The following is a 23,755-nucleotide window of genomic DNA, read 5'->3' on the forward strand; positions in this document are numbered from 1 at the left end:
ATGCGCTCCTGATTGATCCGTTTCGCACACCGACTGGAGTGTTCGTCATGCCGTTTACCCACCGCTTCGCGCCTGCCGCCCGCTTCGGCTTCTGGCTTCGTCTGGCCGCTGTCTGCGCGGTTGCGACCAGCGCCCCGCTAGCCCTGGCCAACCCTGCTGCGTCTATCCCTCCGTCGGCGCCGCAGTCGGCGATAGCCGAGGTCGACATCCACTCGCCTTACCGCGTGGTGCCCAAAATGCCTACAGGCACAAAAACCACGGCGGATCACAGCAAGTTCAAGGAATTGCAGGGTCCGTTCAAGAGCGGCTCCGAAGTCACCGCCGCCTGCCTGAGTTGCCACACCGAGGCGGCCAAGCAGATCAAGGGCACCATCCACTGGAAGTGGGAGGAGGTGGAGCAGGACTCCAAGCGCATCGTCGGCAAGAACAAGGTGATGAACAACTTCTGCGTGTCCACGCCGAGCAACCAGCAGTTCTGCACCGGCTGTCATGTCAGCTACGGCGATGCGAAAAGCGGCGAGTTCGTCGCCTTCAGCAAACGCCCCGATACCGATGTGGACTGCCTAGTCTGTCACGACCAGACCGGCAAATACGTCAAAGCGCCCTATCAGTCGGGCAACCCGCCCACCACCCGCATCGAAATGCCGCCTGGCTCGGGCAAGTTCATCGAACCGATCGATCTGGCCCTGATCGCGCAGCATGTGGGCGCGCCCTCGCGCGCCAACTGCGGTACCTGCCACTTCAACGGCGGCGGAGGAGACGGCGTGAAGCATGGCGACCTGGACAGCTCGCTGATTAATCCGCCCAAATCACTCGACGTGCATATGGCCAAGGACGGGCTGAACTTCCAGTGCCAGACCTGCCACGCCACCGGCGGACACGAGGTCAGCGGCAGCCACTACAAGCTCGACGCCAAGCACGAGGGCGGACAGTATGTGCGCGGCAGCCAACACAATATGGGCAGCGCGGCAAGCTGCCAGTCCTGCCACGGCGACACCCCGCACAAGGGCAGTCTGGCGCAGGACCTGAACATGCACACCCGCAATATCGCCTGCCAGACCTGCCATATCCCCGAGTTCGCCCGCGGCGGCGTGCCCACCAAAATGGAATGGGATTATTCCAAGGCCGGCCAGCGCGGCCCGGACGGCAAGCCCCTGGTCATCAAGGACGAGCACGGCCACCCCACTTACCTCGGCATCAAAGGCCAGTTCAAACTGGGTGAAAACGTCGTGCCCGACTACACCTGGTTCAACGGCGCGGTGAAGTGGATGAACATCGGCGAGAACGTGACGCCTAACAAAGACGGGGTCGTCGCCATCAACCAGTACGGCGGCAGCGCTACCGATGGCAAATCACGCATCTGGCCGGTGAAGACCATGAAGGGCACCCAGCCCTACGACCCGGAGATGCACCGCCTGCTCGCCATCCACAACGCAGGCTTCGACGATGCGGCCTACTGGCACACCATGGACTGGCAAAAGTCCATCGCCGCCGGCATGAAGGAGGCGGGGCTGGAGTGGTCGGGCAAGTACGAATTCGTCAAGACCACCACCACCTGGCCGATCACGCATATGGTCGCACCCAAGGACAAGGCGCTGAGCTGCGCGCAATGCCACAGCAACAACGGTCGGCTGGAAAAGATCGACGGCATCTACATCCCGGGTCGCGACAAAGACCATCAGAGCTGGATCGAGACCATCGGCCTGGGCGTTGCCGGGCTGAGTCTGGCCGGGGTGATGGTGCATGGCGGCATCCGCAGTTTTCTGTGGCTGCGCCGCCGCAACAAGCCCGGCAGCAAGAGCCACTGACCCGCAGCCCGCAGTGCAACCTCACACAGACACTTCGAGGAATTCGTCATGTCACACAAAAAACACGTCATCCTGTTCAAGCGGTTCGAGCGCTTCTGGCACTGGAGCCAGGCCGCGCTGATCATCCTGCTGATGTTGACCGGCTTTCGCATCCACGGCCTGTATGACCTCGGCGCGGAGTTCCTTACCGCGCTGCGCATTCACACCTTTGCGGCTTGGGCGCTGGTGACCCTGTGGGTGTTCGCCATCTTCTGGCACTTCACCACCGGGGAATGGAAGCAATACATCCCCACATTCGACAAGATTTTTCTGGTCGCACGGCATTACGCCTATGGCATGTTCCGCGGCGAGGAACATCCCTATCACCAGACCGTCGCGCGCAAGCACAACCCGCTGCAACGCCTGGCCTATCTGTGGGTGAAGCTGATGATCAATCCCATTATCTGGATCAGCGGCATCTGGCTGCTGTTCTTCGCCGACTGGGGCGCCTGGCCTATCTGGCGGCAATGGGGCATCAGCCTGCAGACTGTGGCCTGGGCGCACACCATCGGCGCTTACATGATGCTGATTTTTTTCATCATCCACGTCTATCTCACCACCACGGGCCACACGCCGGCGAAAACGTCTGATCAGAACGCGATGGACATTGCGCGCCGCACTCCGGCGGCGCGCATCTGCGCCCAGGCCTGATCCAGCGAGCCGTTGAGATCGATGGCGCGGCAGGCATCTTCCACCACGGTCACCTCAAAACCTGCAGCCCGGGCGTCCAAGGCGCTCCAGGCTACGCAGAAATCCGTGGCCAATCCGCACAACACCAGTTCGCGCACGTCCAGTTCGCGCAGATAGCCCGTCAAGCCGGTGGGCGTGCTGCGGTCGGCTTCCATGAAGGCCGAGTAACTGTCGATGCCCGCCCGCCAGCCTTTGCGAATGAGGACTTGAGCGTGCGCAATGTGCAGATCGGGGTGAAGGGCCGCGTCGTGCGTACCTTGAATGCAATGATCCGGCCACAGCACCTGCGGGCCGTAGGGCAAGGTGATGGTCTCGAAAGGCTGCCGTCCCGGATGCGCGCTGGCGAAGGACGCATGGCCCGGCGGGTGCCAATCCTGCGTCAACACCACCTGCGAAAACTTGGCCGCCAGCCGGTTGATCACCGGCACCACGGCTTCGCCATCCGGCACCGGCAGGCCGCCTCCGGTGCAAAAACCGTTCTGCACGTCGATCACCAGCAGCACGGGGGCAGACTTCATGCTCACACCAGCACGCGCTCGATGCCGCCGTTGTTCGCCGCCTTGACGTAGTCGGCCATCCAGTCTTCGCCGATGAGGTGACGCGCCATTTCGATCACGATGTAGTCGGCTTCGAGCAAGCCATGCTGCAGATCGCTGCCATAGCGCGTGAGCCCCTGCAGGCACGACGGACAAGAAGTCAGAATCTTGATGTCCCCGGCAAAACCATCGGCGCGCAGCGCCAGCTCGTTCTTGCGCAGCTCTTCTTCCTTGCGAAAACGCACCTGCGTGGCGATGTCGGGCCGTGAGATGCCAAACGTGCCGCTCTCGCCGCAGCAGCGCTCGCTCTTGAGCACGCCGTCGCCCAGCAGCGCCTTGACCGTTTTCATCGGCTCCTGCGTTTTCATCGGGCTGTGGCAGGGGTCGTGATAGAGGTACTTGACCTCGCCCGCCGCGCCGCCGGGGCTGAGGCTATAGCCCTTCTCCAGCAGGAATTCGTGGATGTCGATGATGCGACAACCCGGAAAAATCTTCTCGAATTCATAGCCCTGCAACTGGTCGTAGCAGGTGCCGCAGCTCACCACCACGGTCTTGATGTCGAGGTAGTTGAGAGTATTGGCCACGCGGTGGAACAGCACCCGGTTGTCGGTGATGATCTTCTCCGCCTTGTCGAACTGCCCCGAGCCGCGCTGCGGATAACCGCAGCACAGATAGCCCGGCGGCAGCACGGTCTGCACCCCCGCATGCCACAGCATGGCCTGCGTCGCCAGCCCGACCTGGCTGAATAAGCGTTCTGAGCCGCAGCCCGGAAAATAGAACACCGCCTCGCTGTCCACCGAGGTGCCACGCGGGTTGCGGATGATGGGCACGAAATCCTTGTCTTCGATGTCGAGCAGCGCGCGCGCGGTTTTTTTCGGCAGGCCGCCCGGCATGGGCTTGTTGACGAAGTGAATCACCTGCTCGCGGATCGGCGGCTTGCCCACCGTGAGCTTAGGCGCCGCGGTCTGCGCGCGGGCGGCGGGTTTGAGCAGGCGCGTAGCCAGGCGCTGCGCCTTGAAGCCCACGTCCACCATGGCACTGCGCACCAGCTTGATGGTCTGCGGATTGGTTGCATTGAGGAAGAACATCGCCGCCGCGTTGCCCGGCTTGAAGCTCTTCTTGCCCATTTTGCGCAGCAGGTTGCGCATATTCATGGTGACATCACCGAAGTCGATGTCCACCGGGCAGGGCGTCACGCATTTATGGCAGACCGTGCAGTGGTCGGCCACGTCTTCAAACTCTTCCCAATGCCGGATGCTCACCCCGCGCCGGGTCTGCTCTTCGTACAGGAAGGCCTCGATCAGCAGCGAGGTGGCGAGAATCTTGTCGCGCGGCGAATACAGCAGATTGGCGCGCGGCACATGCGTGGCGCACACGCTCTTGCACTTGCCGCAGCGCAGGCAGTCCTTCACCGAGGCGCTGATGGCGCCGATGTCGCTTTGCTGCATGATGAGCGACTCGTGCCCCATCAGGTTGAAGCTGGGCGTGTAAGCGTTGCGCAGATCGGCCGGATACGCCGGATCGTCGAGCAGCTTGCCCTTGTTGAAACGCCCTTCGGGATCGACTTCGCGCTTGTACGCACGGAAAGCGCCGATCTCGGCTTCGGTGAGAAACTCCAGCTTGGTGATGCCGATGCCGTGCTCGCCCGAGATCACCCCGCCCAGGCTGCGCGCCAGCGCCATGATGCGGGCCACCGCGTCGTGCGCCTGCTGCAGCATCGAATAATCGTCGGAGTTGACCGGGATATTGGTATGCACATTGCCGTCGCCCGCGTGCATGTGCAGCGCCACCCAGGCGCGGCTCTTGAGCACGCGCTGATGAATGGCGTCGATCTCGCGGCGCAGCGGTTCGAACAAGCCGCCGGAAAACACCGCCGCCAAAGGCTTGCGCAACTCGGCCTTCCAAGAGGCGCGCAGGGAATGATCCTGCAGCAGGTGGAACAGCGTGCGGCCTTCGGCACTTGCCCCCGCAGGCAGCGCCAGCAATGCGGGCGATGCAGACAACAGCGCGCGCTGTGCATCGGGCAGTTCCGCCAAAGGCCTGTCGAGCTGATCGAGATAGAACGACCAGCGCGCATGCACTGCCGCCAGCAGTTCCAGCGCCTGGGCGCGCTTGGCCTCCAGGTCTTCCTTGGACAGCGCAGGCTCGCCATCGGCCAGCTCTTCGTTGCGCGCCAGCGGCAGCGTGCCGCGCAGCGTCCGGTCGATCTCGGCCACCAGCGCCAGCTTGTTTTTCAGCGACAGCTCGACGTTGATGTGTTCGATGCCATCGACATATTCGCCCATGCGCGGCAGTGGAATCACCACGTCTTCATTGATCTTGAAGGCGTTGGTGTGTCGGGCGATCGCCGCGGTGCGCTTGCGGTCGAGCCAGAACTTCTTGCGCGCTTCGGCACTCACCGCGATGAAGCCTTCGCCCACCCGCGCATTGGCCATGCGCACCACTTCAGAGGCAGCGCGGGCCACGGCGGCTTCATCTTCGCCGACGATGTCGCCGAACAGCACCATCTTGGGCAGGGTGCCGCGCGCGCTCTTGGGGGCGTAGCCCACGGCCTTGAGGTAACGGTCATCCAGATGTTCCAGGCCCGCCAGAATGGCGCCGCCCGGTCGGGCATCGAGAAAGGTCTTGATCTCGACAATGCTGGGAATCGCCTCGCGCGCCTGGCCGAAAAATTCCAGGCAGACGGTGCGTACATGCGGCGGCATTTTGTGCAACACCCAGCGGGCGCTGGTGATGATGCCGTCGCAGCCCTCTTTCTGCACACCCGGCAGGCCCGCGAGGAATTTGTCGGTCACGTCCTTGCCCAGCCCCTCCTTGCGGAAGCGCGCGCCGGGAATTTCCAGCAGCCGCTGCTCCAGCAAGGTCACGCCGTCGGCCGCCAAGGTGCGCACCTCGAAGCGGGCCACATCCACATCGTGAATCTTGCCGAGGTTGTGGTCGAGCCGCTGCACCTCCACCCAACGACCTTGCGGATCGACCATGCGCCAGGACGCGAGGTTGTCGATGGCTGTACCCCACAGCACGGCCTTTTTGCCGCCCGCATTCATCGCCACATTGCCGCCCACGCAGGAGGCGTCGGCCGAGGTGGGATCGACGGCGAACACCAGTCCAGCGGCGTCGGCCGCGTCGGAGACGCGCTGCGTCACCACCCCGGCCGGGGTGTGGATGGTGGGCACCGGGTGGGCCACGCCAGGCAGTTCGAGGTATTCGACCGCGCCGATGCGGTCGAGCTTTTCGGTATTGATCACCGCGCTCTTCCACACCAGCGGAATCGCGCCGCCGGTATAGCCGGTGCCGCCTCCACGCGGGATGATGGTCAGCCCGAGCTCGATGCAGCCCCGCACCAACCCGGCAATCTCGTCCTCACTGTCGGGACAGAGCACGACGAAGGGATATTCCACCCGCCAGTCGGTGGCGTCGGTCACATGCGACACCCGCGCCATGCCGTCGAAGCGAATCGCGCCCTGCGCGCTGTGCCGTCCCAGCACCTTGCGGGCGCGCTGGCGCAGCGCCGCGGCCTCGTCGAACCAGGCGGCGAAGGCGGCCACGGCCCCACGGGCGCGGTCGAGCAACTGACGCACCAGGGCGTCGCGCTGCGCGTCCGAGTTGCCACTGTGCGCGCTGTCGTCGCGGCGGCGGTCGATTTCGCGCAGGCGGTGTTCGAGCGCACCGATCAGCGCGGCACGGCGTTTGCGGCTCTGCAACAAATCGTCCTGCAAAAACGGGTTGCGCTGCACCACCCAGATGTCGCCCAGCACCTCGTACAACATGCGCGCCGAACGCCCGGTGCGACGTTCCTGCCGCAACTGGTTGAGCCAGTCCCAGGCTTCTCTGCCCAGCAGGCGCATGACCACTTCGCGGTCGGAGAAGGAAGTGTAGTTGTACGGAATTTCGCGCAGGCGGGGGGCGGCATCGGCCGCGTCTGCGCCCAAGGTGGGCATTAATTCAGGAGCGTGTGAAGCGGGGGCGTTCATCGCAGCGGCGTCCGGCAGGCGGAGCGGGGGAGATAAACCGCCATTGTAGGGAGGCTGTTATTTCCATATGAGAACAACGCTCAGGGCATTTTCGTGACAAATTTCACGCAAGCGCCGATCAGATGGTGCAACACAACAAACTCGGGAAATCCCTGGCTTCTATGCTGCCCGCATGGAAAATCTCAAACTCGCCGAACTGATGAGCGCCCTCAGTCACGCGCTCGACATGACCGAGGGCCAGCCCGAAGGCCACTGCGTGCGCTGCGCCTGGATCGGCATGTCGGTCGGTCGAGAAATCGGCCTGCCCGCTCCGCAGCAATGGGAGCTGTACTACACCCTGCTGCTCAAAGACCTGGGCTGCAGCAGTAATGCCGCCCGCATCTGCGAGCTCTACCTCGCCGACGATCTGCAATTCAAGCGCGACTTCAAGCTGCTCGACGGCAGCCTGCCGCATGTGCTGCGCTTCGTGCTCGATCACACGGGTCTGCGCAGTGGCCTGGCCGAGCGCTTTCGCGCCACGCTCAACATCTTTCGCAATGGCAGTGACATCGCGCAGGAACTCATTCAGACCCGCTGCCAGCGCGGCGCCGACATTGCGCGGCAACTGCGCTTTCCCGAAAACGTCGCCCAAGGCATCCACGGACTGGATGAACATTGGGATGGCAGCGGCAAACCCGAAGGTCTGACGGGCGAGCACATTCCGCTCTACGCCCGGCTGGCCTTGCTGTCGCAGGTGGTCGATGTGTTTTTCACCGCCAGCGGCCCGGCCGAAGCGCGCGAGGAAGTACTCCGTCGGCGCGGCGGCTGGTTCGACCCTGAACTGGTCGATGCCTTTCTCGCCCTCTCGGAACGCGAAGGCTTCTGGCAGACGCTGCGCGCCCCCGATCTCGACCACCAGGTTCTCGCACTGGAGCCCGCGCAATGCTGCGTGCCGCTGGACGAAGACTATCTGGACGAAATCGCCGCCGCCTTCGGTCAGATTGTCGATGCCAAAAGCCCCTACACCGCCGGACACAGCGCCCGCGTGGCGCTCTACGCCGACCACATCGCCACCCAGCTTGATTTCGCGCCCGAGCGACGCCGCTGGCTGTACCGCGGCGCACTGCTGCACGACGTGGGCAAGCTCGGCGTGAGCAATGCGATACTCGACAAGGCCGGAAAACTCGACGCGGCCGAATGGCAGGCCGTGCAGATGCATGCCACCTACACAGAGCGGATTCTGGGACGGATCAGCGCCTTCTCCGATCTGGCCCGCGTCAGCGCCGCGCATCACGAGCGGCTCGACGGCAACGGCTACCCGCGCCGCCTCACCGCCGAACACATTGCGCTGGAAACCCGCATCATCACCACCGCCGACATCTTCGACGCCATTTCCGCCGACCGGCCCTACCGCGGCGCCGTGCCCATCCCGGAAACCCTGCAGATCATGTCCAAGACCGTAGGCACCGCGCTTGACCCCCAGTGTTTCGACGCGTTGTGCAAAACCGTGGAGCTGCTGGAGCGCCCGATACCGGAACCCATGGCCGTCGCCGCCTGAAGTGCAGCGCTGCTAGTGGAGCACCGCACAGGGCGGCACCGTCTCAGCGCTGGGCTGGCATGGCCACATAAATTTCCACCCGCCGGTTGGCGGCGCGGCCCTGTGCCGTGGCGTTGCTCGCCACCGGGTTTTGCGGGCCCAGTCCCTGGGTGGTGACGCGCTGCGGCGCCACGCCGCGCGACACGAGGAAGTTCTTCACCGTCAGCGCGCGGTTTTCAGAAAGCGGGTAGTTGATCGCGTCGGTTCCCGTGTTGTCGGTGAAACCGAACACCTGCACGGTTTCAGACGGGTTCTGATTCAGGCCGGTGGCCAGGCTTTCCAGAATGGGATACATGCGCGGGTTGAGCTGCGCGCTGCCCGTGGCAAAGCCTGCATCGGCCGGCACGTTCATCTTGAGACGATTGTCCTGCGTTTGCGTGACCTGCACGCCCGTCCCCGAGGCCTGCGCCTGAGCCTGCAAGTCCTGCTTTTGCTTCTCCAGATGCTGGTTCCACAAATAGCCGCCCAAGGCGCCCACTGCCGCACCCGCTACCGCGCCAGTTGCGGCGCTCTTGCCGGTGTTGCCGCCCGCCGTCAAAGCGCCGATCACAGCCCCGGCAGCGGCGCCGATGCCCGCACCGGAGGCGGTGGTTTTCTGCGACTCATTCATGTTCGCGCAGCCGCCCAGCGACAGCGCGACGAGGCTGGCGGAGAGAACGACTGCCAGGGTTTTTTGGGACTTCATGAAGGGCTCCTTGTGCCAATGTGAAGAGGTCATGCCTTGTGACAAGTTTAGACGGGTTGGGAGGCGTGTGAGGAACTGTGATGTCGAATTTTCAGTCTATGCTTGAAGCATGACAGGGTAGAAAGTCATCTTATGAACCGCGCCACTCCAACATCCCCATCCCCCGGCCGAAGCGCGTCAGACCATCAACCGCACTGGACGCTGGACTGGATCGATTACCCGCGTATCCACACCGAGTCGGTTCACGACAACGTCGAACTGTTCTATCTGCTGGCCAGCGCTTCTTTTGTCGAGTCGGGCTCGGAAACCTACACCCGCAATCTGGTCGAACATTTCGACGCCTATCCCGCTATTTCCGACTGGCTGCAGCATCAGTGGGAACCGGAAGAACTGCAGCACGGCCGCGCGCTCAAGACCTATGTGCAGACCGTCTGGCCCGAGTTCGACTGGGAGGCAGCCTACGCTTCTTTTTTCAGCGAATACTCGCGCCTGTGCACCGTCGAAGAACTTGAAGACGACCGCGCACTGGAACTCGTCGCCCGCTGTGTGGTGGAAACCGGCACGGCCACTTACTACCAGACCCTGCGCGACTTCACTTGCGAGCCGGTTCTCAACGAACTGGCCGAGCACATTCGTGTCGACGAGGTGCAGCACTACAAGCACTTTTACCGCTACTTCAAAGAGATCAACGCCGAGCGCAATCTGTCGCGCGCACGCATTCTCGGCGCGCTCAAGCGTCGGCTGGCTGAACTGCGCACCAGCGACTCCGACATCGCGCTGCGTCACGTCTGGCTGTTCCAGCCCCACTTCGATGCAGTCGGCGATGTACCTTTCGAGCATATCTGCCAACGTCTGTACCACCATGTGGGCGCGCGGCTTCCGATGGAGCAGGCGGTGAAGATGCTGCTCAAGCCGCTGGCGCTGCCGCACCGTATGGAGTATTTGATCGAGCGGCCTTTGACCCATCTGGCGCGGCGGGTGATGGCCGCGTGAATTCGGGCGCGAAAGCCCGCCGCGAGCTTCGTGGTTTCTCCCGTTGCACAGCAGGTGGATAACGCTCCGGCACATACCCGAGCGCCCTAGTCGGGCAAAGCATTTCGCCCGCTTTCACCCTTCAGAACCACGGCCTATATTGCGATGGTCAAAGCCGCATCAGGCCCGTTCGCAGCAAGTACCGGGCGTGCAGCGCGGTCAAGTGGCTCAGATGTCCATAACAATCGAGGAGATGCAAGATGCAAAAGTCCCTGCATATCGACCCTGACAAGTGCACGGGTTGCCTGCAATGCGAGATGGCCTGCTCGTATGAAAACTACGGAATTTTCAACACCTCAAAAAGCCGCATCAAGGTGTTCGACTTCCATGAGACTGGCCGCAAGGTGCCCTATACCTGCACCCAGTGCGACGAAGCCTGGTGTCTGCACGCCTGCCCGGTAGAGGCCATCAAGCTCGACGCCGCCACGGGCGCCAAGGTCGTGCTCGAAAATGTTTGCGTGGGCTGCAAGGTCTGCACCATCGCCTGCCCATTCGGCACGGTGAACTATGTGGCCGATACTGGCAAGGTGCAGAAATGCGACTTGTGCGGCGGCGAGCCGGCCTGCGCCGAAGCCTGCCCCACTGGCGCTATCACCTATGTCGATGCCAGCTGGACCGGCTTGTCGCGCATGCAGCAATGGGCCGACAAGCTGGGCAACCAGAACGCCGCAGCCTGACCGCAACCACATTGAGGAGACGACCATGACCTGGGCCGGAAAAATTCTGCGCGTGAACCTCACGCAAGGCACCATCAAGAGCGAGCCGCTGAATAGGCAGTGGGCGCGCGAGTACATCGGCCAGCGCGGGCTGGCGACCAAGTATTTCGTCGAGGAGGTCGACGCCAAGGTCGATCCGCTCTCGCCCGACAACAAGCTGATTTACGCCACCGGGCCGCTCACCGGCACCATGGCGTCCACCGGCGGGCGCTATTCGGTGATTACCAAAGGCGCGCTGACCGGCGCGATCGCCTGCTCCAATTCGGGCGGTTACTTCGGCGCCGAGCTGAAGATGGCGGGCTGGGACATGATCATCGTCGAAGGCAAATCGCCCAAGCCGGTGTATCTGTCCATCGAAAATGACAAGGTCGAACTGCTCGACGCCTCGCCGATCTGGGGCAAGACCGTGTGGGAAACCGAGCCGTGGATCAAGAACCATCACCAAGACCCGCTGATCCGCGTCAGCTCCATCGGCCGTGCGGGTGAAAACGGGGTGATGTATGCGGCCATCGTCAACGATCTGCACCGCGCCGCCGGTCGCTCGGGCGTGGGCACGGTGATGGGTAGCAAAAACCTCAAGGCCATCGCGGTGCGTGGCACCCTGGGCGTGGGCAATGTGCGCGACCCCAAGGCGTTCATGGCTGCGGTCAACGCAGGCAAAAAAGTGCTGCACGACAACGCCGTCACCGGCCAGGGACTGCCCAAATACGGCACCCAGGTGTTGATGAACGTGATCAACGAAATCGGCGCCCTGCCCACGCGTAACCACCGCGACGTGCAATTCGAAGGCGCGAAAGACATCTCCGGCGAGGCCATGCACGAGCCGCGCAAAACCGATGGCAAGCCCAATCTGGTCACCAACCAGGCCTGCTTTGGCTGCACCATCGCCTGCGGCCGCATCAGCAAGATCGACGAACACCATTTCAGCGTCGAGAACAAGCCGCAGTATTGGGGCGCATCGGGCGGTCTGGAATATGAAGCCGCCTGGGCGCTGGGCTCGGCCAACGGCGTCAACGATCTGGAGGCGCTGACCTACGCCAACTTCCTCTGCAACGAAGACGGCATGGACCCCATCACTTTCGGCGCCACCGTGGGCGCGGTGATGGAGCTGTACGACATGGGCCTGCTGACCAAGGAACAACTCGGCGTGGAAGCACCTTTCGGCTCGGCCAAGGCGCTGACCTACTTCGCCGAAATCACCGCCCGCGGCGAGGGCTTCGGCAAGGAACTGGCGCTGGGCAGCAAACGCCTGACGGCTAAGTACGGCCACCCGGAACTGAGCATGAGCGTCAAGGGCCAGGAGTTCCCGGCCTACGACTCGCGTGGCATTCAAGGCATGGGTCTGGCCTACGCGACCAGCAACCGCGGCGCCTGCCATCTGCGCGGTTACACGGTGGCTTCGGAAGTGCTGGGCATTCCGGTCAAGACTGACCCGCTGGTGGCCGACGGCAAGCCCGAACTGGTCAAGGCGTTTCAGGACGCCACCGCCGTGTTCGACTCTGCCGGTATCTGCCTGTTCACCAGTTTCGCCTGGACGCTGGCCGACGTGCAGCCGCAGCTTGCCGCCGCCTGCCTGGAAGAGTTCACCATGGACGAGTTGAACACCATAGGCGAGCGCATCTGGAACATGGAGCGCGACTACAACAACCGCGCGGGCTTCACCGCCAAGGACGACACCTTGCCGCCGCGTCTGCTCAAAGAGCCCGCCAAGACCGGCCCGGCCAAGGGGCTGACCAACAAGCTGCCCGAGATGCTGCCCCGGTATTACGAGCTGCGCGGCTGGACTCCGGAAGGCACGCTCAAGCCCGAAACCCGCACGCGGCTCGGGCTTTGACTGGAGCCCCCTCCCCACGCGTGGGGAGGGTTGTGCACCCACCACCTCCCCTACGGTTTGGGGGGATGGTGGACGGCGTGAGATCGGCTCGGAATCGAGGCAGACCCCATGAAACATCACATCATCATCGGTAACGGCCCCGCGGGTGTCGTTGCTGCAGAAACCCTGCGCAAGCACAGCGCCACCGAAGACACCATCACCCTGATCGGCGACGAAGAAGGGCCGCCGTATTCGCGCATGGCGATTCCGTACTTGCTGCACGGCGACATCACCGAGCGCGGCACCTGGCTGCGCAAAGACCCGCAGCACTTCAGGCAGATCGGCGTCAGCCTGCGCCATGCGCGGGTGAAGTCGCTCGACGCGGCGCGCAAAACCCTCACCCTCGAATCCGGTGAAACGCTGTCCTTCGACACCCTGCTGATCGCCACCGGGTCCACGCCGACGCTGCCGCGCATTCCCGGCATTCACGCTCAGCGGGTGCATACCTGCTGGACACTGGAAGACGCCCGCGCCATCACCCAGTTCGCCGTGCCCGGCGCGCGGGTCATCCAGCTCGGTGCGGGCTTCATCGGCTGCATCATCATGGAAAGTCTGGTGCGCCGCCGGGTGCAGCTCACCGTGGTGGAAATGGGCGACCGCATGGTGCCGCGCATGATGGGCGAAACCGCCGGCGGCATGATCCGCGACTGGGTGCAGGGCAAGGGCGTGACGGTGCACACCGGCGCGCGCATCGAGTCCATCGAATCCAACCCCAGCGACATAGCCGCCCCGCTGGCCGTGCGCCTGTCCACCGGCGAACGTCTGCCCGCCGATCTGGTGATTTCGGCGGCCGGCGTCAAGCCCAATATCGGTTTTCTCGAAGGCTCTGGCGTGCATTGCCTGCAAGGCGTGCTCACCGATGAACACCTGCAGACCAATGTTCCCGGCATCTTTGCCGCTGGAGATTGCGCCGAGGCGTTCGACATGCTTTACGGCAAGCCGATGGTCAGCGCCATCCAGCCCAACGCGGTCGATCAGGCGTATGTCGCAGCCATGAATATGGCCGGTCGGCGCACCCAGCTGCGCGGAGTGACGCAGATCAACGTGCTCGACACCCTGGGACTGATCTCCAGCAGCTTCGGCCAATGGCAGGGCGTGAAAGGAGGGCAAGGCGTGGAGCTGACCGACCGGGCAGGATACAAACACCTCAGCCTGCAATTCGAGGGCGATGTGATGGTGGGCAGCAACAGCATCGGCACGACGCAGCACATCGGCGTATTGCGCGGCTTAGTCGAAGGCCGGGTCAAGCTCGGCGCCTGGAAAGACCGCCTGCTGGCCGACCCCACCCGCCTGATGGAAGCCTACCTCGCCAGCGCGCAGGCGCAAGACCGTCGCGGCGATACGGTGCATCATTGAAGGCGAGTCACTCCCTCATGGATGCGCCCACCTCATCCCCTCTTGCCCAGGCTCAGCCTCAGACTGGCGTGCAAATCACGCTCAAGCTGATGGCCACCCTGACGGACTATCTGCCGCAGCCGCGGCAGGGCCATCAGATCACGCTCGACATCGCGCCGGGCACCACCATTCAAGACGTGGTGGAGCGCTTTCGCCTGCCCTGGAAGCTGGTGCATCTGGTTCTGGTCAATGGTGTTTATATCGCGCCCGACCAGCGCGACACCCGCGTGCTGCAGGAAGGTGAAACCCTGGCGATCTGGCCGCCCGTCGCTGGAGGCTGAGCACACTTCATGTACGGCCTAGGCGCCCCTGCTCATTGCGAACTCGATATGGCCATCACCCGCAGCGCGTTTGCGCGGCAGCTGACGATGGCGTTCCCCACTCTGCGCGCCGACGGCCCGCAGGCTTACTCAGGGCATGATGCAGGTTGCGACTGGCACATCCGCCTGCATCCTGCCGAGCCCACCCGGCTCGGACTGATCGTGCTCGAACGCTGGCTGGCCGAGGTGTCGCTCACCGCTGCAGACCCCGCCAAGCGCAGGGCGTGGTGGCAGCAGTTCACCGCCCATTTTCAAAAAGGCGGGGGGTAGAAGCGCCCATCAAGCTCTGCGCATCAAGCTGCACCTGCTCGGCGCTGCGCAGAATGTCTTGCAGAATCTGCGGCACCTCGAAAACCGCCCGATTGCGATACGCGGCCACGCGCGCGCGGCTCGCGGCAAGATCGTCGAGAAACGCGGGCAGCGCCGCCTCGATGCCGCGAAAGCTCGGCAGCACCAGGCCGAAGCCATTTTCACGCACCCAATCGGTGTTGTAGCGCTCCTGCGGCATCGTCCAGGCATTGCGCGTGACGATCACCGGCAGGCCCAGATGCAGCGCCTCGCTCAAGGAGCCGGGGCCCGGCTTGCCGATGAAAAAATCGCCCAGCCGCATCACCTCGGCTACGGCGCTAGTAAAGCCCATCACATGGCGCGGCGCGGTAGTCGGCAAGGCGCGCAATTTGGTCGCCAGCTTGGCGTTGTGACCGCACATGAAAATGAGTTGAACATCAGGCAGGCGCTCGGCGATGGCCAGCATGCTGCGCGAGCCGTGCCCCCCGAACATCACCACCCCCACCGGGCGCTGCGGATCAAAACCCAAGGCCTGCAGGCTGGCCGTTCGGTCGAAACCCACGGGCTCGGTGTAGAAATCGGGGCGAATGATCATGCCCGAGGTCGCATGCACTTTCTCGGCATCGAACCCGGCCTGCAAAGCCTGCTGCACGGCTTGCGCCGAGCCGCAGATAAGGTGCTGGTCTTGCCCCTGTTCCATCCAGAAATGAGGCGGGAAATCGGCGAGGTCGGTCAACAGGGTCACGTAGGGCACGCCGGGCAGAGTGGCCGTCAGGCTCTCGAACAGCGAACGGTTGAAATTGGGAATCAGCGACACCACCAGATCGGGCTCGGTGCGCAGCCAGTGCAGCTTGAGAATTTTGAGCAGGGTGGGATGCAGCAGCCGCAACGCCCCTTGCAGCAGTTTGAGTTCGTGCCTCAGACCGATGGTGAGGCCGCGCGCCAAACGGGCGTTGTAATAGTCTTCCGGAGAGAAGGTGTATTTGCGTAGCGTGCCCTGCGGGTCGAGCACGTCGGTGAGGTTGACCAGCCGAACCTGCCAGGGCAAACCCGACTGCGCAATACTCTTTTCCAGGGCCAGAGCCGAGGCGCGGTGGCCGCCTCCGGCGTTGAAATAAATCAGATCGATGTTTTTTGTGGGCATGATGTTTTGCAGCGAACCCGAAGATATCTACTTCATGTGACGAAATTACCACGTCATGGTTTCACGGTGCAGCGGTAATTTTGTAAATTTCGCGCAGTCCGGATTTAGAAAATGCGCAAAATCAGGTTCCATATCGCGTGATGATGGAAATAAATCCGCTCTTCAGCCCCTTAGGAATATTGTGCAGAATGCTTTGCCGGTTTTACTCGCGACCGAGCAGACCCGCTTGGATGCGCCGGGCTGCTGAAGCCTGAAACGGCATTAGGTTCCGTTTCGGCGCTTGAGGTTTTCCCACTGCAACACGGCGCCCGCCGGGGTGTCGGCGCGCAGGCGCTGGCCGATGACGGCATCCAGCTCGGCGGCGGGAATGCCGCTGGCGGGGCGGCGCAGTTGCAGGTGTTCGCGCTGCAGCACGGCGCCTGCGGGCAGGGCCGTGGACAGCACCACGCTGCGGCGGGCCACAGCGCGCACGTCGATCTCGTCAGGCCGCGGGGCCTTGATGCCGTCGCCCAGCATGGCCTCGATGCGGCGGATGTCGCGCGCCAGTGCGGCGAACTCGTCGGGTTCGCTGGAAGCGCTGTGGTCGGGGCCGGGCAGCTTGCGGTCGAGGGTGATGTGCTTTTCGATCACGCAGGCGCCCAGGGCCGCGGCGGCGAGCGCGGCGGTATTGCCTAGGCTGTGGTCGGAATAGCCGGTGGGCAGGCCGGTCTCAGTGCGCAGGGTGGCGATGACGCGCAGGTTGAGCGCGTCATCCGGCGCGGGGTAGGCGGAGGTGCATTGCAGCAGGGTGAGCGCAGAGGCCCCCACGCCCGTGCTTTGCCCTCGCTGCCCCCCGAGGGGGCTGCCCCCCCCGCCTTGGGGCGGCCCGGCAGCGGGGTCAGGCGTGTCTTCGCAAAGGGGTGAACCATATAGCGCCCACGCCGCCCGTACCCAGCCGACGGCCTGCTTGACTTCTTCCAGCGTGGCCATGCCGGTGGAGAGAATGAGCGGCAAGCCGGTGGCGGCAGCTTTGGTCAGCAGCGGACGGTTGACGATTTCGCCGGACGAAATTTTCAGCCGCCGCACGCCGAGGCTGACCAGCAGATCGACCGCGTCTTCCGAGAACGGGGTGGACATGAACTCGATGCCCACGCGCGCGCAATGCGTGGCGATGATCCGGTGTTGCTCGGCGCTGAGTTCGAGCTTGCGCAGCATGGCGAATTGATCGGTCTCGCCGGTGGCGCCTTGCTGGTAGGCGGCGGTGGCGGTGCCGGGCAGCGCGAGGTCTTCGGCGCGGAAGGTCTGAAACTTGACCGCGTCGGCCCCGGCGGCGCGGGCGGCGTCGACCAGTTGCAGCGCGAGGTCGAGTTGACCGTTGTGGTTGACGCCGGCTTCGGCAATGAGCAAGACGCGGTTGTTGGGCATGTCAGTTCCGCACGGCCGTCCCGAAGGAACTAACACCCCCTCAGGGGGAGGCGAGCGTAGCGAGTCAGGGGGTTGTTTCATTCTAGGAGCCTGTCGGGCTTTGGAATCGTCGGCTGCAAATGGGGCGCAGCAGTCCATTTTTCACCGGCTTTTTGGCCCATAGCGGGGCTATGGGCCTGCAAATCCGGCAAAAACTGTCCAAGCTGAGCCCCATTTTCGCGCTCGACGACCAAAGCCCGACAGGCTCCTAGGTTCCGGAGTTCTGCCGGGCATAGTGCCACTCGGCCAGGGCGAAGTCGTCGGCGGTGTCGATATCCACCGAGCGTTGCGGCGGCATGGCGTAAGCCGCTACGGGCACGCTCCACAGGCCGTGCTGCGCGGCGTGAGCCAGGGCTTCGCGCCGCCAGACGTAGATCGAACCATTGAGCGCCCAGACTTTGGGCGCTTGTTGCCGCGCACCCAGTCCGCCGCCCTTGCTGATGCTGACGCTGCCGTCGGGCTGCTCTTCGACGAGGTTGAAATAGGGGTTGAAGCCGCTGTCGAACACGCTGAGCACCAGCCCCGGCGCGTCCGGGGCGGCGGCGCGGGCGAGGCAGCCGTCGAGATCTGCGGGGATGCGCAGCGGCGAGGTGGGTTGCAGATCGACGATGCGGGTGATGGTCTGACCCTGCGCTTCGAGATAGGCCACGAGGTGTTCGATGACCGGAAGTTTGGGGGTGTCGTCGCGCGCCAGTTCCGCCGGACGCAGATAAGGCACCACGGCGCCTGCCTCGCGGGCGATGTGCGCGATCTCTGGGTCGTCGGTGGACACATACACGGCGCTGATGGCGGGGTGCCGCAGCGCAAAGCGGATGCTGTGCGCGATGAGCGGCAGGCCCGCGAAGGGCAGGATGTTCTTGCCCGGCAGCCCTTTGCTGCCGCCGCGGGCGCAGATCGTGGCGATGGTGGTCATGGGTTCAGGCCGGGGCAGATGGAGTGAGGCGTGGATGGGCTGCGAGCAGGGCCAGGGCCTGCTCGCTCACTTGGTCGGCGGCGGTGTTGGGCGCCCCCACGCTCGGGTTTTGCCCTCGCTGCCCCCCGAGGGGGGCATCCCCACCCCGGCCCTCCCCACAAGTGGAGAGGGAGCGGCCACTCCTCCCCCACGGCGTGGGGGAGGTTGGGAGGGGGAGACGCCCGCCCTGGGACGGTCCGGCGGCGGGGCCGCCGCGGACGGCTGCGCGCTCCATGCTGGGCTGCACGAGCAGGGCGGACAGCGTCTGCGGCAGATCGGTCAGGTGACAAGCGGCATCGGCCACGCCCAGCGCGAGGTAGGGCATGGCGGGTGCGGCGATGGAGTCGAGCAGTTGCAGTACGCGCCTGCCCGCCAGATGGGCTTCGAGCGCGACGGTAGAGGTGCCGGTGATGACAGCGTCCACCGCGTGCAGCAGCGGGTGCAGCGGTTCGGACGGTAGGGACAGGTGGAGTTGCGGATGATTGCCCAGCACCGGGGCGGGCTGCGAAGGGTGCGGTCGCACGATGAGGATCCAGTCGGGATGCGCGCGCACACTGTCGATGCAGGCCTGCAGCACGCGTTCGGGCAGATGCGGGTCGCCCTGGCGGCCGGGCGAGGCCGGGTGCGTGGCGGGCTCGGGTTGCAGCGCAAGCAGGATGAGGCGTTGCGGTGGGGCGCCCAGCTCGGCGCGCAAGGCAAGCCCGGCCGCGCGGGTTTGCGGGGCATGGAGGTTATCGAAGGCCGGGTTGCCGGTGATGGCGATGCGCTCGGGCGGCCATCCGGCCCGGACGAGGTTGTCGCACGCAACCTCGGACAGCACGCAGACCCGGCTGGGATAGCGCTTGCGCGCGGCGAAGGCATCGCCCGGCAAGGCGAACAGGTCGAGCATGACTAGGCTGGGAATACCGGCCTCAGTGGCGGCATCGACCGCGGCAGATTCGCTGCGCGGTGAATTAGTCGCCAGCACCAGCTCGGGCTGCAGATGGGCAACGATGCGGCGAAAAAAGTGCAGCGGGTGGAAGCCCTGCCGACCTTTGGCCGCGAGCAGCGCATCGGCTGCGACAACGCCGAGTTGCTGCCGCAGATCCCAGGCGTTGATGCCCAGATACGCCACGGTTTCGGCTTCAAGAATGTCGGGATGGGTGTTGCCCGGCTGCAGTGCGCGGCCCAGTGCCAGGGCCTCAGCTTGTTCTTCGGGCGATAGCAAGTGCAGCAGATCGGCATAGCCCAGCGGCGCCTCACCCGCGTCGCGCGCCACGCGGGCCGCGGTGGTGAGGGCCAGCAGGGTGATGTCGAGATCGGGCTGCCGTGAGCGCAGGGCGCGCAGCACTGGCAGCATCATGGCGATGTGACCGCCGCCGTAGGCAACGGCGAGGATGCGCTGCGCCCGGCTCATGCGGGAATCTCGGGCTCGAACTGCTGCGCCCACAGTTCCAGCGCGGCCAGGGCGCGCAGTTCGCGAGTGTGATTCGCCGCGCCCGAGACATGGTCGTCGAACAGCTTGCGTACCGTGTCGGCTTCGAACAGCCGCGCGCCGAGCGCCTGCGGGGCGAACAGCAGTTCGGCCAGCCAGGCTTTGCGCGGCCCGCGAAACCACTCGCCGATGGGAACGGTGAACATCTGCTTCTTGCGATGCGCGAGGTCGGCGCCGATGAGGGGCTCGACCGCGCGTTTGAACCAATGCTTCTTGTCGCCGTCCTTCAGCTTGGTATCGCCAGGGGCGCGGAAGGCGAACTCCATCAGGCGCCAATCGAGAAAGGGCGTGCGCGCCTCCAGCGACACCGACATGCCCATGCGGTCGGGCTTCACCAGGTTGTTGCCGGGCAGCAGCAACATCATGTCCAGAAACAGTATCTGATTGATGCGGTCGAAGTGCGCGGCCTGCTCGAACCACGGCGCGGCGACGTCGCGCACGCTGTCCACATCGGCCAGCTTTGCGCGCAGCCAGGGCTGGAACAGCGCGGCACGGGCTTGCTCGCCGAACAGGCCGGTGTGCTCCACGTAGTGCCGCGCGAAGTCGGCCGCGGGCAGGTCGCGCAGCGCGGGGGCAGCCATGAAGCTGGCGTATTTGTCGTAGCCGGCGAACAGCTCGTCGCCGCCGTCGCCGGTGAGCACGACTTTCACATCCTGAACGGCGAGTTGGCTGACGCTGCGCGTGGGCATGAACGAGGCGTCGCCGTGCGGCTGGTCGCAGTGCCACAGCACGCGGGCCCAGTCGTCGAGCATGTCGGGCTGCACGATGCGCTCGCGGTGCGTGGCGCCGAAGCGCTGCGCAGCCTCGCGGGCGTAGGGCGATTCGTCGAAGCGCGGATCGGGAAAGCCGATGCAGAAAGTGCGGGCAGATTCGCGCACGTGTCGCGCCATCAGCGCCACGACGGTGCTGGAATCGACCCCGCCCGAGAGAAAGGCGCCGAAGGGCACGTCGGCGCGCAGCCGCAGCTTCACTGCGTCGTCGAGCAGATCGAGAAATTCCTCCTGCCACGCGGTGAAGGTCTGCGGCGCAGGCGCCTGCGCCGCCAGGCTCCACCAGCGGCGGGTGTGGCTGCCAGCGCCATCGACGGTGAGCACCGTGCCCGGCATGACGTGGCGCACGCCCGCGAACAGGGTGAAGGGCGGCGGGGCGTAGTTGTAGGCAAGGTAGTGCTGCAGCGCGGGCAGATCGAGCGCGGGACGGCCCGGCAGCGCGGCGAGCACGGCCTTGATCTCGGAGCCGAACAGTGCCTGCCTGCCGTCGTCGTGCACGAACAGCGGTTTGACGCCGATGCGGTCGCGCACCAGATGCAGCCGAGGGTTTTCGGGATCGCGCCCGTCCCAGATGGCGATGGCGAACATACCGTTGAGCCGCGGCAGGAAGCCCAGCCCTTCGCGTTCATACAACCGCAGCAGCACTTCGGTATCGCTGTGATCGGAGTGGAAGCGCACGCCCCGGCGCTGCGCCTCAGCGCGCAGTTCCACATGGTTGAAAATCTCGCCGTTTTGCACCAGGGCGATTCGCCCGTCGTCGCTGACGAAGGGCTGGTGACCACCGGCGAGGTCGATGATGGAGAGCCTTCGGTTGCCAATCGTCACGCCTGGAGCGGTGAAGGCGCCGCTGTCATCCGGCCCGCGATGAACCAGGCTGGAGTCCATCGCGGCGAGGGTTTGCTCACTCAGCTCGCCGCCGGTCCGGTCGAAAAATCCATAAATTCCACACATGGCGGGATTGTCGCGCTTTGACGGCGCGGGTCAGTTTGCGTTGCGCCGGAACAGTTGCACCACGGTGAGGCCGATGATGCGCAGATCGACCAGCAGGCCGTGGTGTCTTGCATAGTCGAGATCGGCCTGCAGCCGTTGCTGCGGCGTGGCGCTGGAGCGGTACAGCGCCTGCGCCAGCCCGGTGATGCCGGGGCGTACGCGGTGGCGCAGCGCCCATTGATCTGCGGTGTAGTTGCTGCGCTGCGCGGGCACATCGGGGCGCGGGCCGACCAGGCTCATGTCGCCGCGCAACACGTTGAGCAGTTGCGGCAGTTCGTCCACGCTGCTGCGCCGCAGGATGTGGCCGACGCGGGTGATGCGGGGATCATTCTGCCTCGTGTTGTAGGGGCCGCGTTGCGACGCGTCCACCACCATGCTGCGGAATTTGTAGAGCTTAAAGGGCTGCGTCCCCCGCCCCACGCGGGTCTGGGCGAACAGCACCGGGCGGCCGGAGTCCAGCCACACGGCCAGCGCCGCCGCGATCATCAGCGGCGAGAGTAGCAACAGCGCCAGCAGCGCCAGCACGATGTCGAACAGACGTTTGGCCACGGAGGTTCAGCGCGGCGTCGGGGCAAAACCCAGACTCTGGGCGACGCGGGTGATCAGGTCGATGGCCAGCAGCCGGTCGTTCTCGATCTCGGCGGGCTCGCGCTGCGCCAGCACCTGAACGGCATGATGCAGGCGATGGATTTCAGCGGCATAGATGGCCCGCCAGTCGGAATCGGGGGCTTCGATGCGCTCGCGGTTGAAGGTGCGCGACAGAATCACGCTGCGCGAGCCCAGCCTTAAGTGCTCGCCCAGCACCACACGCCCGGGCAGCAGGCCTTCGTCCAGCCGGGCGATGCCGCCGAAGCCGAAGCGTTTGCCCTGCTGCTGCGCCACGGCGGCGACGCGATCGACCACGCCGTCCGCCAGCGGCTGGAACATGAAGCGCAGGCCCAGTTCGCGGTGCAGATCGTTGAGGCCGACGTAGATTTCGTCCAGCGCGTCCAGACCCGCCCACTGCAGCAGGCTTTGCAGCGCATCGCGGGTTTCGAGCAGGGCGATGGTCTGGGCACGACCGGCCACTAGGGCGACGAACTGCGCCACAGTGTCGGCACTGCGGAACATCGGCAGCATGAGGTGGCTGGCGCCGCTGGCGATGGCCTGATCGATCTCGTTGGCGCTGGCCTCATGCAGGGGATTGATGCGCACGATCAGCGCCGCTTTCGGCACGGCCTGACGCACGCGGGCCACGTCCTGCGGCACATGGTCGGAAATGAAGGTGCCCAAGCCGCCCTGGCGCTGCTGCTTGCCGTGCTGCTCCAGGTCGACCATGATCCGCGTCACGCCGCAGCCCACGGCGAAAGCGGCAAAGTCGGGATCGTTGGTGATTTGGATGAAGTCCATCTTGAGCAAGGTTCAGGCAGCGCGGCGCAGCCGACGGGAAGTGTAGCGATCGCGCACCAGCCGTCCCAAGGGGTCGAAGCGCAGCAAGGCCCACACGCCGGCGGCGAACAGCACCGCGGCCAAGGCCAGATCCAGCGCCCAGGGCAGCGGCATCGATCGCAGCGCAGCGCCTGCCGCCGCCAGCAGCAGCAGCGCTGCCAGCAGCACTCCCGCGTTGCGCCACTGCGCATCGGCCTGATGCCGCGCCAGCCGCCACCACAGCACCGCGGTGGCTGTCCCCCAGGCCGCACCGTACGCCGCCAAGCCGCGCCAAGACGTGACCGGCAGCAGGGCGCCGACGAGGGCGAGCGCGGCGAGCCCCGCGCCGTAACCCAGCACCTGATCGGCGATACGGCGGTGGCTGTTGAGCCGCGTGGCCAGTACCAGTTGCGCCGCCTGCAGCGGCAACAACAGCAAGATCCAGCGCATGGCTTCGGTGACCTGCTGCTGCGCCTCGGCGGTCATGCGGCCCCAGCCGAACAGCAGGCGAATGACGCCCGGCGCCGCCACCATGCCCGCCAGCGCGATGAGGGCGGAAAGCCACAGCATCGCCCGCAGCCATTGGCGCGTCTCCAACTGCGCGCGGGCGGAATCGCCCTGGCTTTCCGCCGCACTCAGACGC

The 23,755-nt window shown here is 64.9% G+C and carries 19 protein-coding genes and 1 pseudogene; 9 read left to right on the forward strand and 11 right to left on the reverse strand.

Annotation, left to right across the window (positions count from 1 at the left end; all coding sequences use genetic code 11):
• The first annotated feature begins 47 nt into the window (after positions 1-47).
• Both B7X30_RS03995 and B7X30_RS04000 read left to right on the forward strand, forming a co-directional pair.
• On the forward strand, positions 48-1,808 hold the full coding sequence (locus B7X30_RS03995) for a tetrathionate reductase family octaheme c-type cytochrome (RefSeq protein ID WP_286729174.1): 1,761 nt from the start codon (positions 48-50) through the stop codon (positions 1,806-1,808).
• 48 nt (positions 1,809-1,856) lie between these two features.
• On the forward strand, positions 1,857-2,498 hold the full coding sequence (locus tag B7X30_RS04000) for a cytochrome b/b6 domain-containing protein (protein WP_286729176.1): 642 nt from the start codon (positions 1,857-1,859) through the stop codon (positions 2,496-2,498).
• Here the strand turns inward: B7X30_RS04000 and pncA are convergent.
• Together pncA and B7X30_RS04010 are read right to left on the reverse strand one after the other, a co-directional pair.
• Complete coding sequence (gene pncA / locus B7X30_RS04005) at positions 2,438-3,055, reverse strand: bifunctional nicotinamidase/pyrazinamidase (RefSeq protein ID WP_286729178.1); 618 nt, start codon at positions 3,053-3,055, stop codon at positions 2,438-2,440. The genes B7X30_RS04000 and pncA overlap by 61 nt on opposite strands.
• 2 nt (positions 3,056-3,057) lie before the next feature.
• A complete protein-coding gene (locus B7X30_RS04010) occupies positions 3,058-7,047 on the reverse strand; it encodes a DUF3683 domain-containing protein (RefSeq protein WP_288060649.1) in 3,990 nt (1,329 codons plus the stop codon).
• A 172-nt stretch (positions 7,048-7,219) separates the two neighbouring features.
• On the opposite strand from B7X30_RS04010, the gene B7X30_RS04015 reads away from it, so the two are divergent.
• Positions 7,220-8,584, forward strand: coding sequence for an HD-GYP domain-containing protein (locus B7X30_RS04015; RefSeq protein ID WP_286729182.1), 1,365 nt, complete (start codon positions 7,220-7,222; stop codon positions 8,582-8,584).
• Positions 8,585-8,627: 43 nt separating this feature from the next.
• Here the strand turns inward: B7X30_RS04015 and B7X30_RS04020 are convergent, their stop codons facing one another.
• Positions 8,628-9,308 carry a YiaD family glycine zipper/OmpA-like lipoprotein gene (locus tag B7X30_RS04020; protein ID WP_013106923.1) on the reverse strand — a complete coding sequence of 227 codons (681 nt, stop codon included), beginning with the start codon at positions 9,306-9,308 and terminating at the stop codon, positions 8,628-8,630.
• Between the two features lie 132 nt (positions 9,309-9,440).
• On the opposite strand from B7X30_RS04020, the gene B7X30_RS04025 reads away from it, so the two are divergent.
• The 6 genes from B7X30_RS04025 (at position 9,441) to B7X30_RS04050 (ending at position 14,914) form a co-directional block, all read left to right on the forward strand.
• A complete protein-coding gene (locus B7X30_RS04025) occupies positions 9,441-10,301 on the forward strand; it encodes a ferritin-like domain-containing protein (RefSeq protein WP_286729185.1) in 861 nt (286 codons plus the stop codon).
• A 239-nt stretch (positions 10,302-10,540) separates the two neighbouring features.
• Positions 10,541-11,017, forward strand: coding sequence for a 4Fe-4S dicluster domain-containing protein (locus B7X30_RS04030; protein ID WP_286729187.1), 477 nt, complete (start codon positions 10,541-10,543; stop codon positions 11,015-11,017).
• A gap of 25 nt (positions 11,018-11,042) precedes the next feature.
• Entirely contained in the window at positions 11,043-12,890 is a 1,848-nt protein-coding gene (locus B7X30_RS04035; RefSeq protein ID WP_286729188.1) for an aldehyde ferredoxin oxidoreductase family protein, read from the forward strand.
• A gap of 108 nt (positions 12,891-12,998) precedes the next feature.
• Positions 12,999-14,285 carry an NAD(P)/FAD-dependent oxidoreductase gene (locus B7X30_RS04040; protein WP_286729189.1) on the forward strand — a complete coding sequence of 429 codons (1,287 nt, stop codon included), beginning with the start codon at positions 12,999-13,001 and terminating at the stop codon, positions 14,283-14,285.
• A 68-nt stretch (positions 14,286-14,353) separates the two neighbouring features.
• On the forward strand, positions 14,354-14,605 hold the full coding sequence (locus B7X30_RS04045) for a MoaD/ThiS family protein (protein ID WP_041608735.1): 252 nt from the start codon (positions 14,354-14,356) through the stop codon (positions 14,603-14,605).
• A gap of 9 nt (positions 14,606-14,614) precedes the next feature.
• On the forward strand, positions 14,615-14,914 hold the full coding sequence (locus B7X30_RS04050) for a hypothetical protein (protein ID WP_013107031.1): 300 nt from the start codon (positions 14,615-14,617) through the stop codon (positions 14,912-14,914).
• On the opposite strand, the gene B7X30_RS04055 is transcribed toward B7X30_RS04050, so the two are convergent.
• The 8 genes and pseudogenes from B7X30_RS04055 to B7X30_RS04090 form a co-directional block, all read right to left on the reverse strand.
• A complete protein-coding gene (locus B7X30_RS04055; RefSeq protein WP_286729190.1) occupies positions 14,883-16,076 on the reverse strand; it encodes a glycosyltransferase in 1,194 nt (397 codons plus the stop codon). The genes B7X30_RS04050 and B7X30_RS04055 overlap by 32 nt on opposite strands.
• A 261-nt stretch (positions 16,077-16,337) precedes the next feature.
• Entirely contained in the window at positions 16,338-17,480 is a 1,143-nt protein-coding gene (locus B7X30_RS04060; protein WP_286729191.1) for an N-acetylneuraminate synthase family protein, read from the reverse strand.
• A 247-nt stretch (positions 17,481-17,727) separates the two neighbouring features.
• Positions 17,728-18,432, reverse strand: coding sequence for an acylneuraminate cytidylyltransferase family protein (locus B7X30_RS04065; protein ID WP_286729192.1), 705 nt, complete (start codon positions 18,430-18,432; stop codon positions 17,728-17,730).
• Between the two features lie 4 nt (positions 18,433-18,436).
• Complete coding sequence (locus tag B7X30_RS04070) at positions 18,437-19,867, reverse strand: CDP-glycerol glycerophosphotransferase family protein (RefSeq protein ID WP_286729193.1); 1,431 nt, start codon at positions 19,865-19,867, stop codon at positions 18,437-18,439.
• The gene (asnB, locus tag B7X30_RS04075) at positions 19,864-21,666 is read right to left on the reverse strand and encodes an asparagine synthase (glutamine-hydrolyzing) (RefSeq protein ID WP_286729194.1); all 1,803 of its coding nucleotides are present in this window, start codon (positions 21,664-21,666) and stop codon (positions 19,864-19,866) included. Before asnB ends, B7X30_RS04070 begins: the two co-directional genes overlap by 4 nt.
• A 30-nt stretch (positions 21,667-21,696) precedes the next feature.
• On the reverse strand, positions 21,697-22,254 hold the full coding sequence (locus B7X30_RS04080; RefSeq protein ID WP_286729195.1) for a sugar transferase: 558 nt from the start codon (positions 22,252-22,254) through the stop codon (positions 21,697-21,699).
• A 6-nt stretch (positions 22,255-22,260) separates the two neighbouring features.
• Entirely contained in the window at positions 22,261-23,094 is an 834-nt protein-coding gene (locus B7X30_RS04085) for an aldolase/citrate lyase family protein (protein ID WP_286729196.1), read from the reverse strand.
• A gap of 12 nt (positions 23,095-23,106) precedes the next feature.
• A pseudogene (locus B7X30_RS04090) lies at positions 23,107-23,755 on the reverse strand (lipid II flippase MurJ); the annotation flags it as partial.

Origin of the sequence: Thiomonas sp. 13-64-67 (assembly GCF_002282795.1) — a bacterium.
GTDB classification, from domain to species: Bacteria; Pseudomonadota; Gammaproteobacteria; order Burkholderiales; family Burkholderiaceae_C; genus Thiomonas; species Thiomonas arsenitoxydans.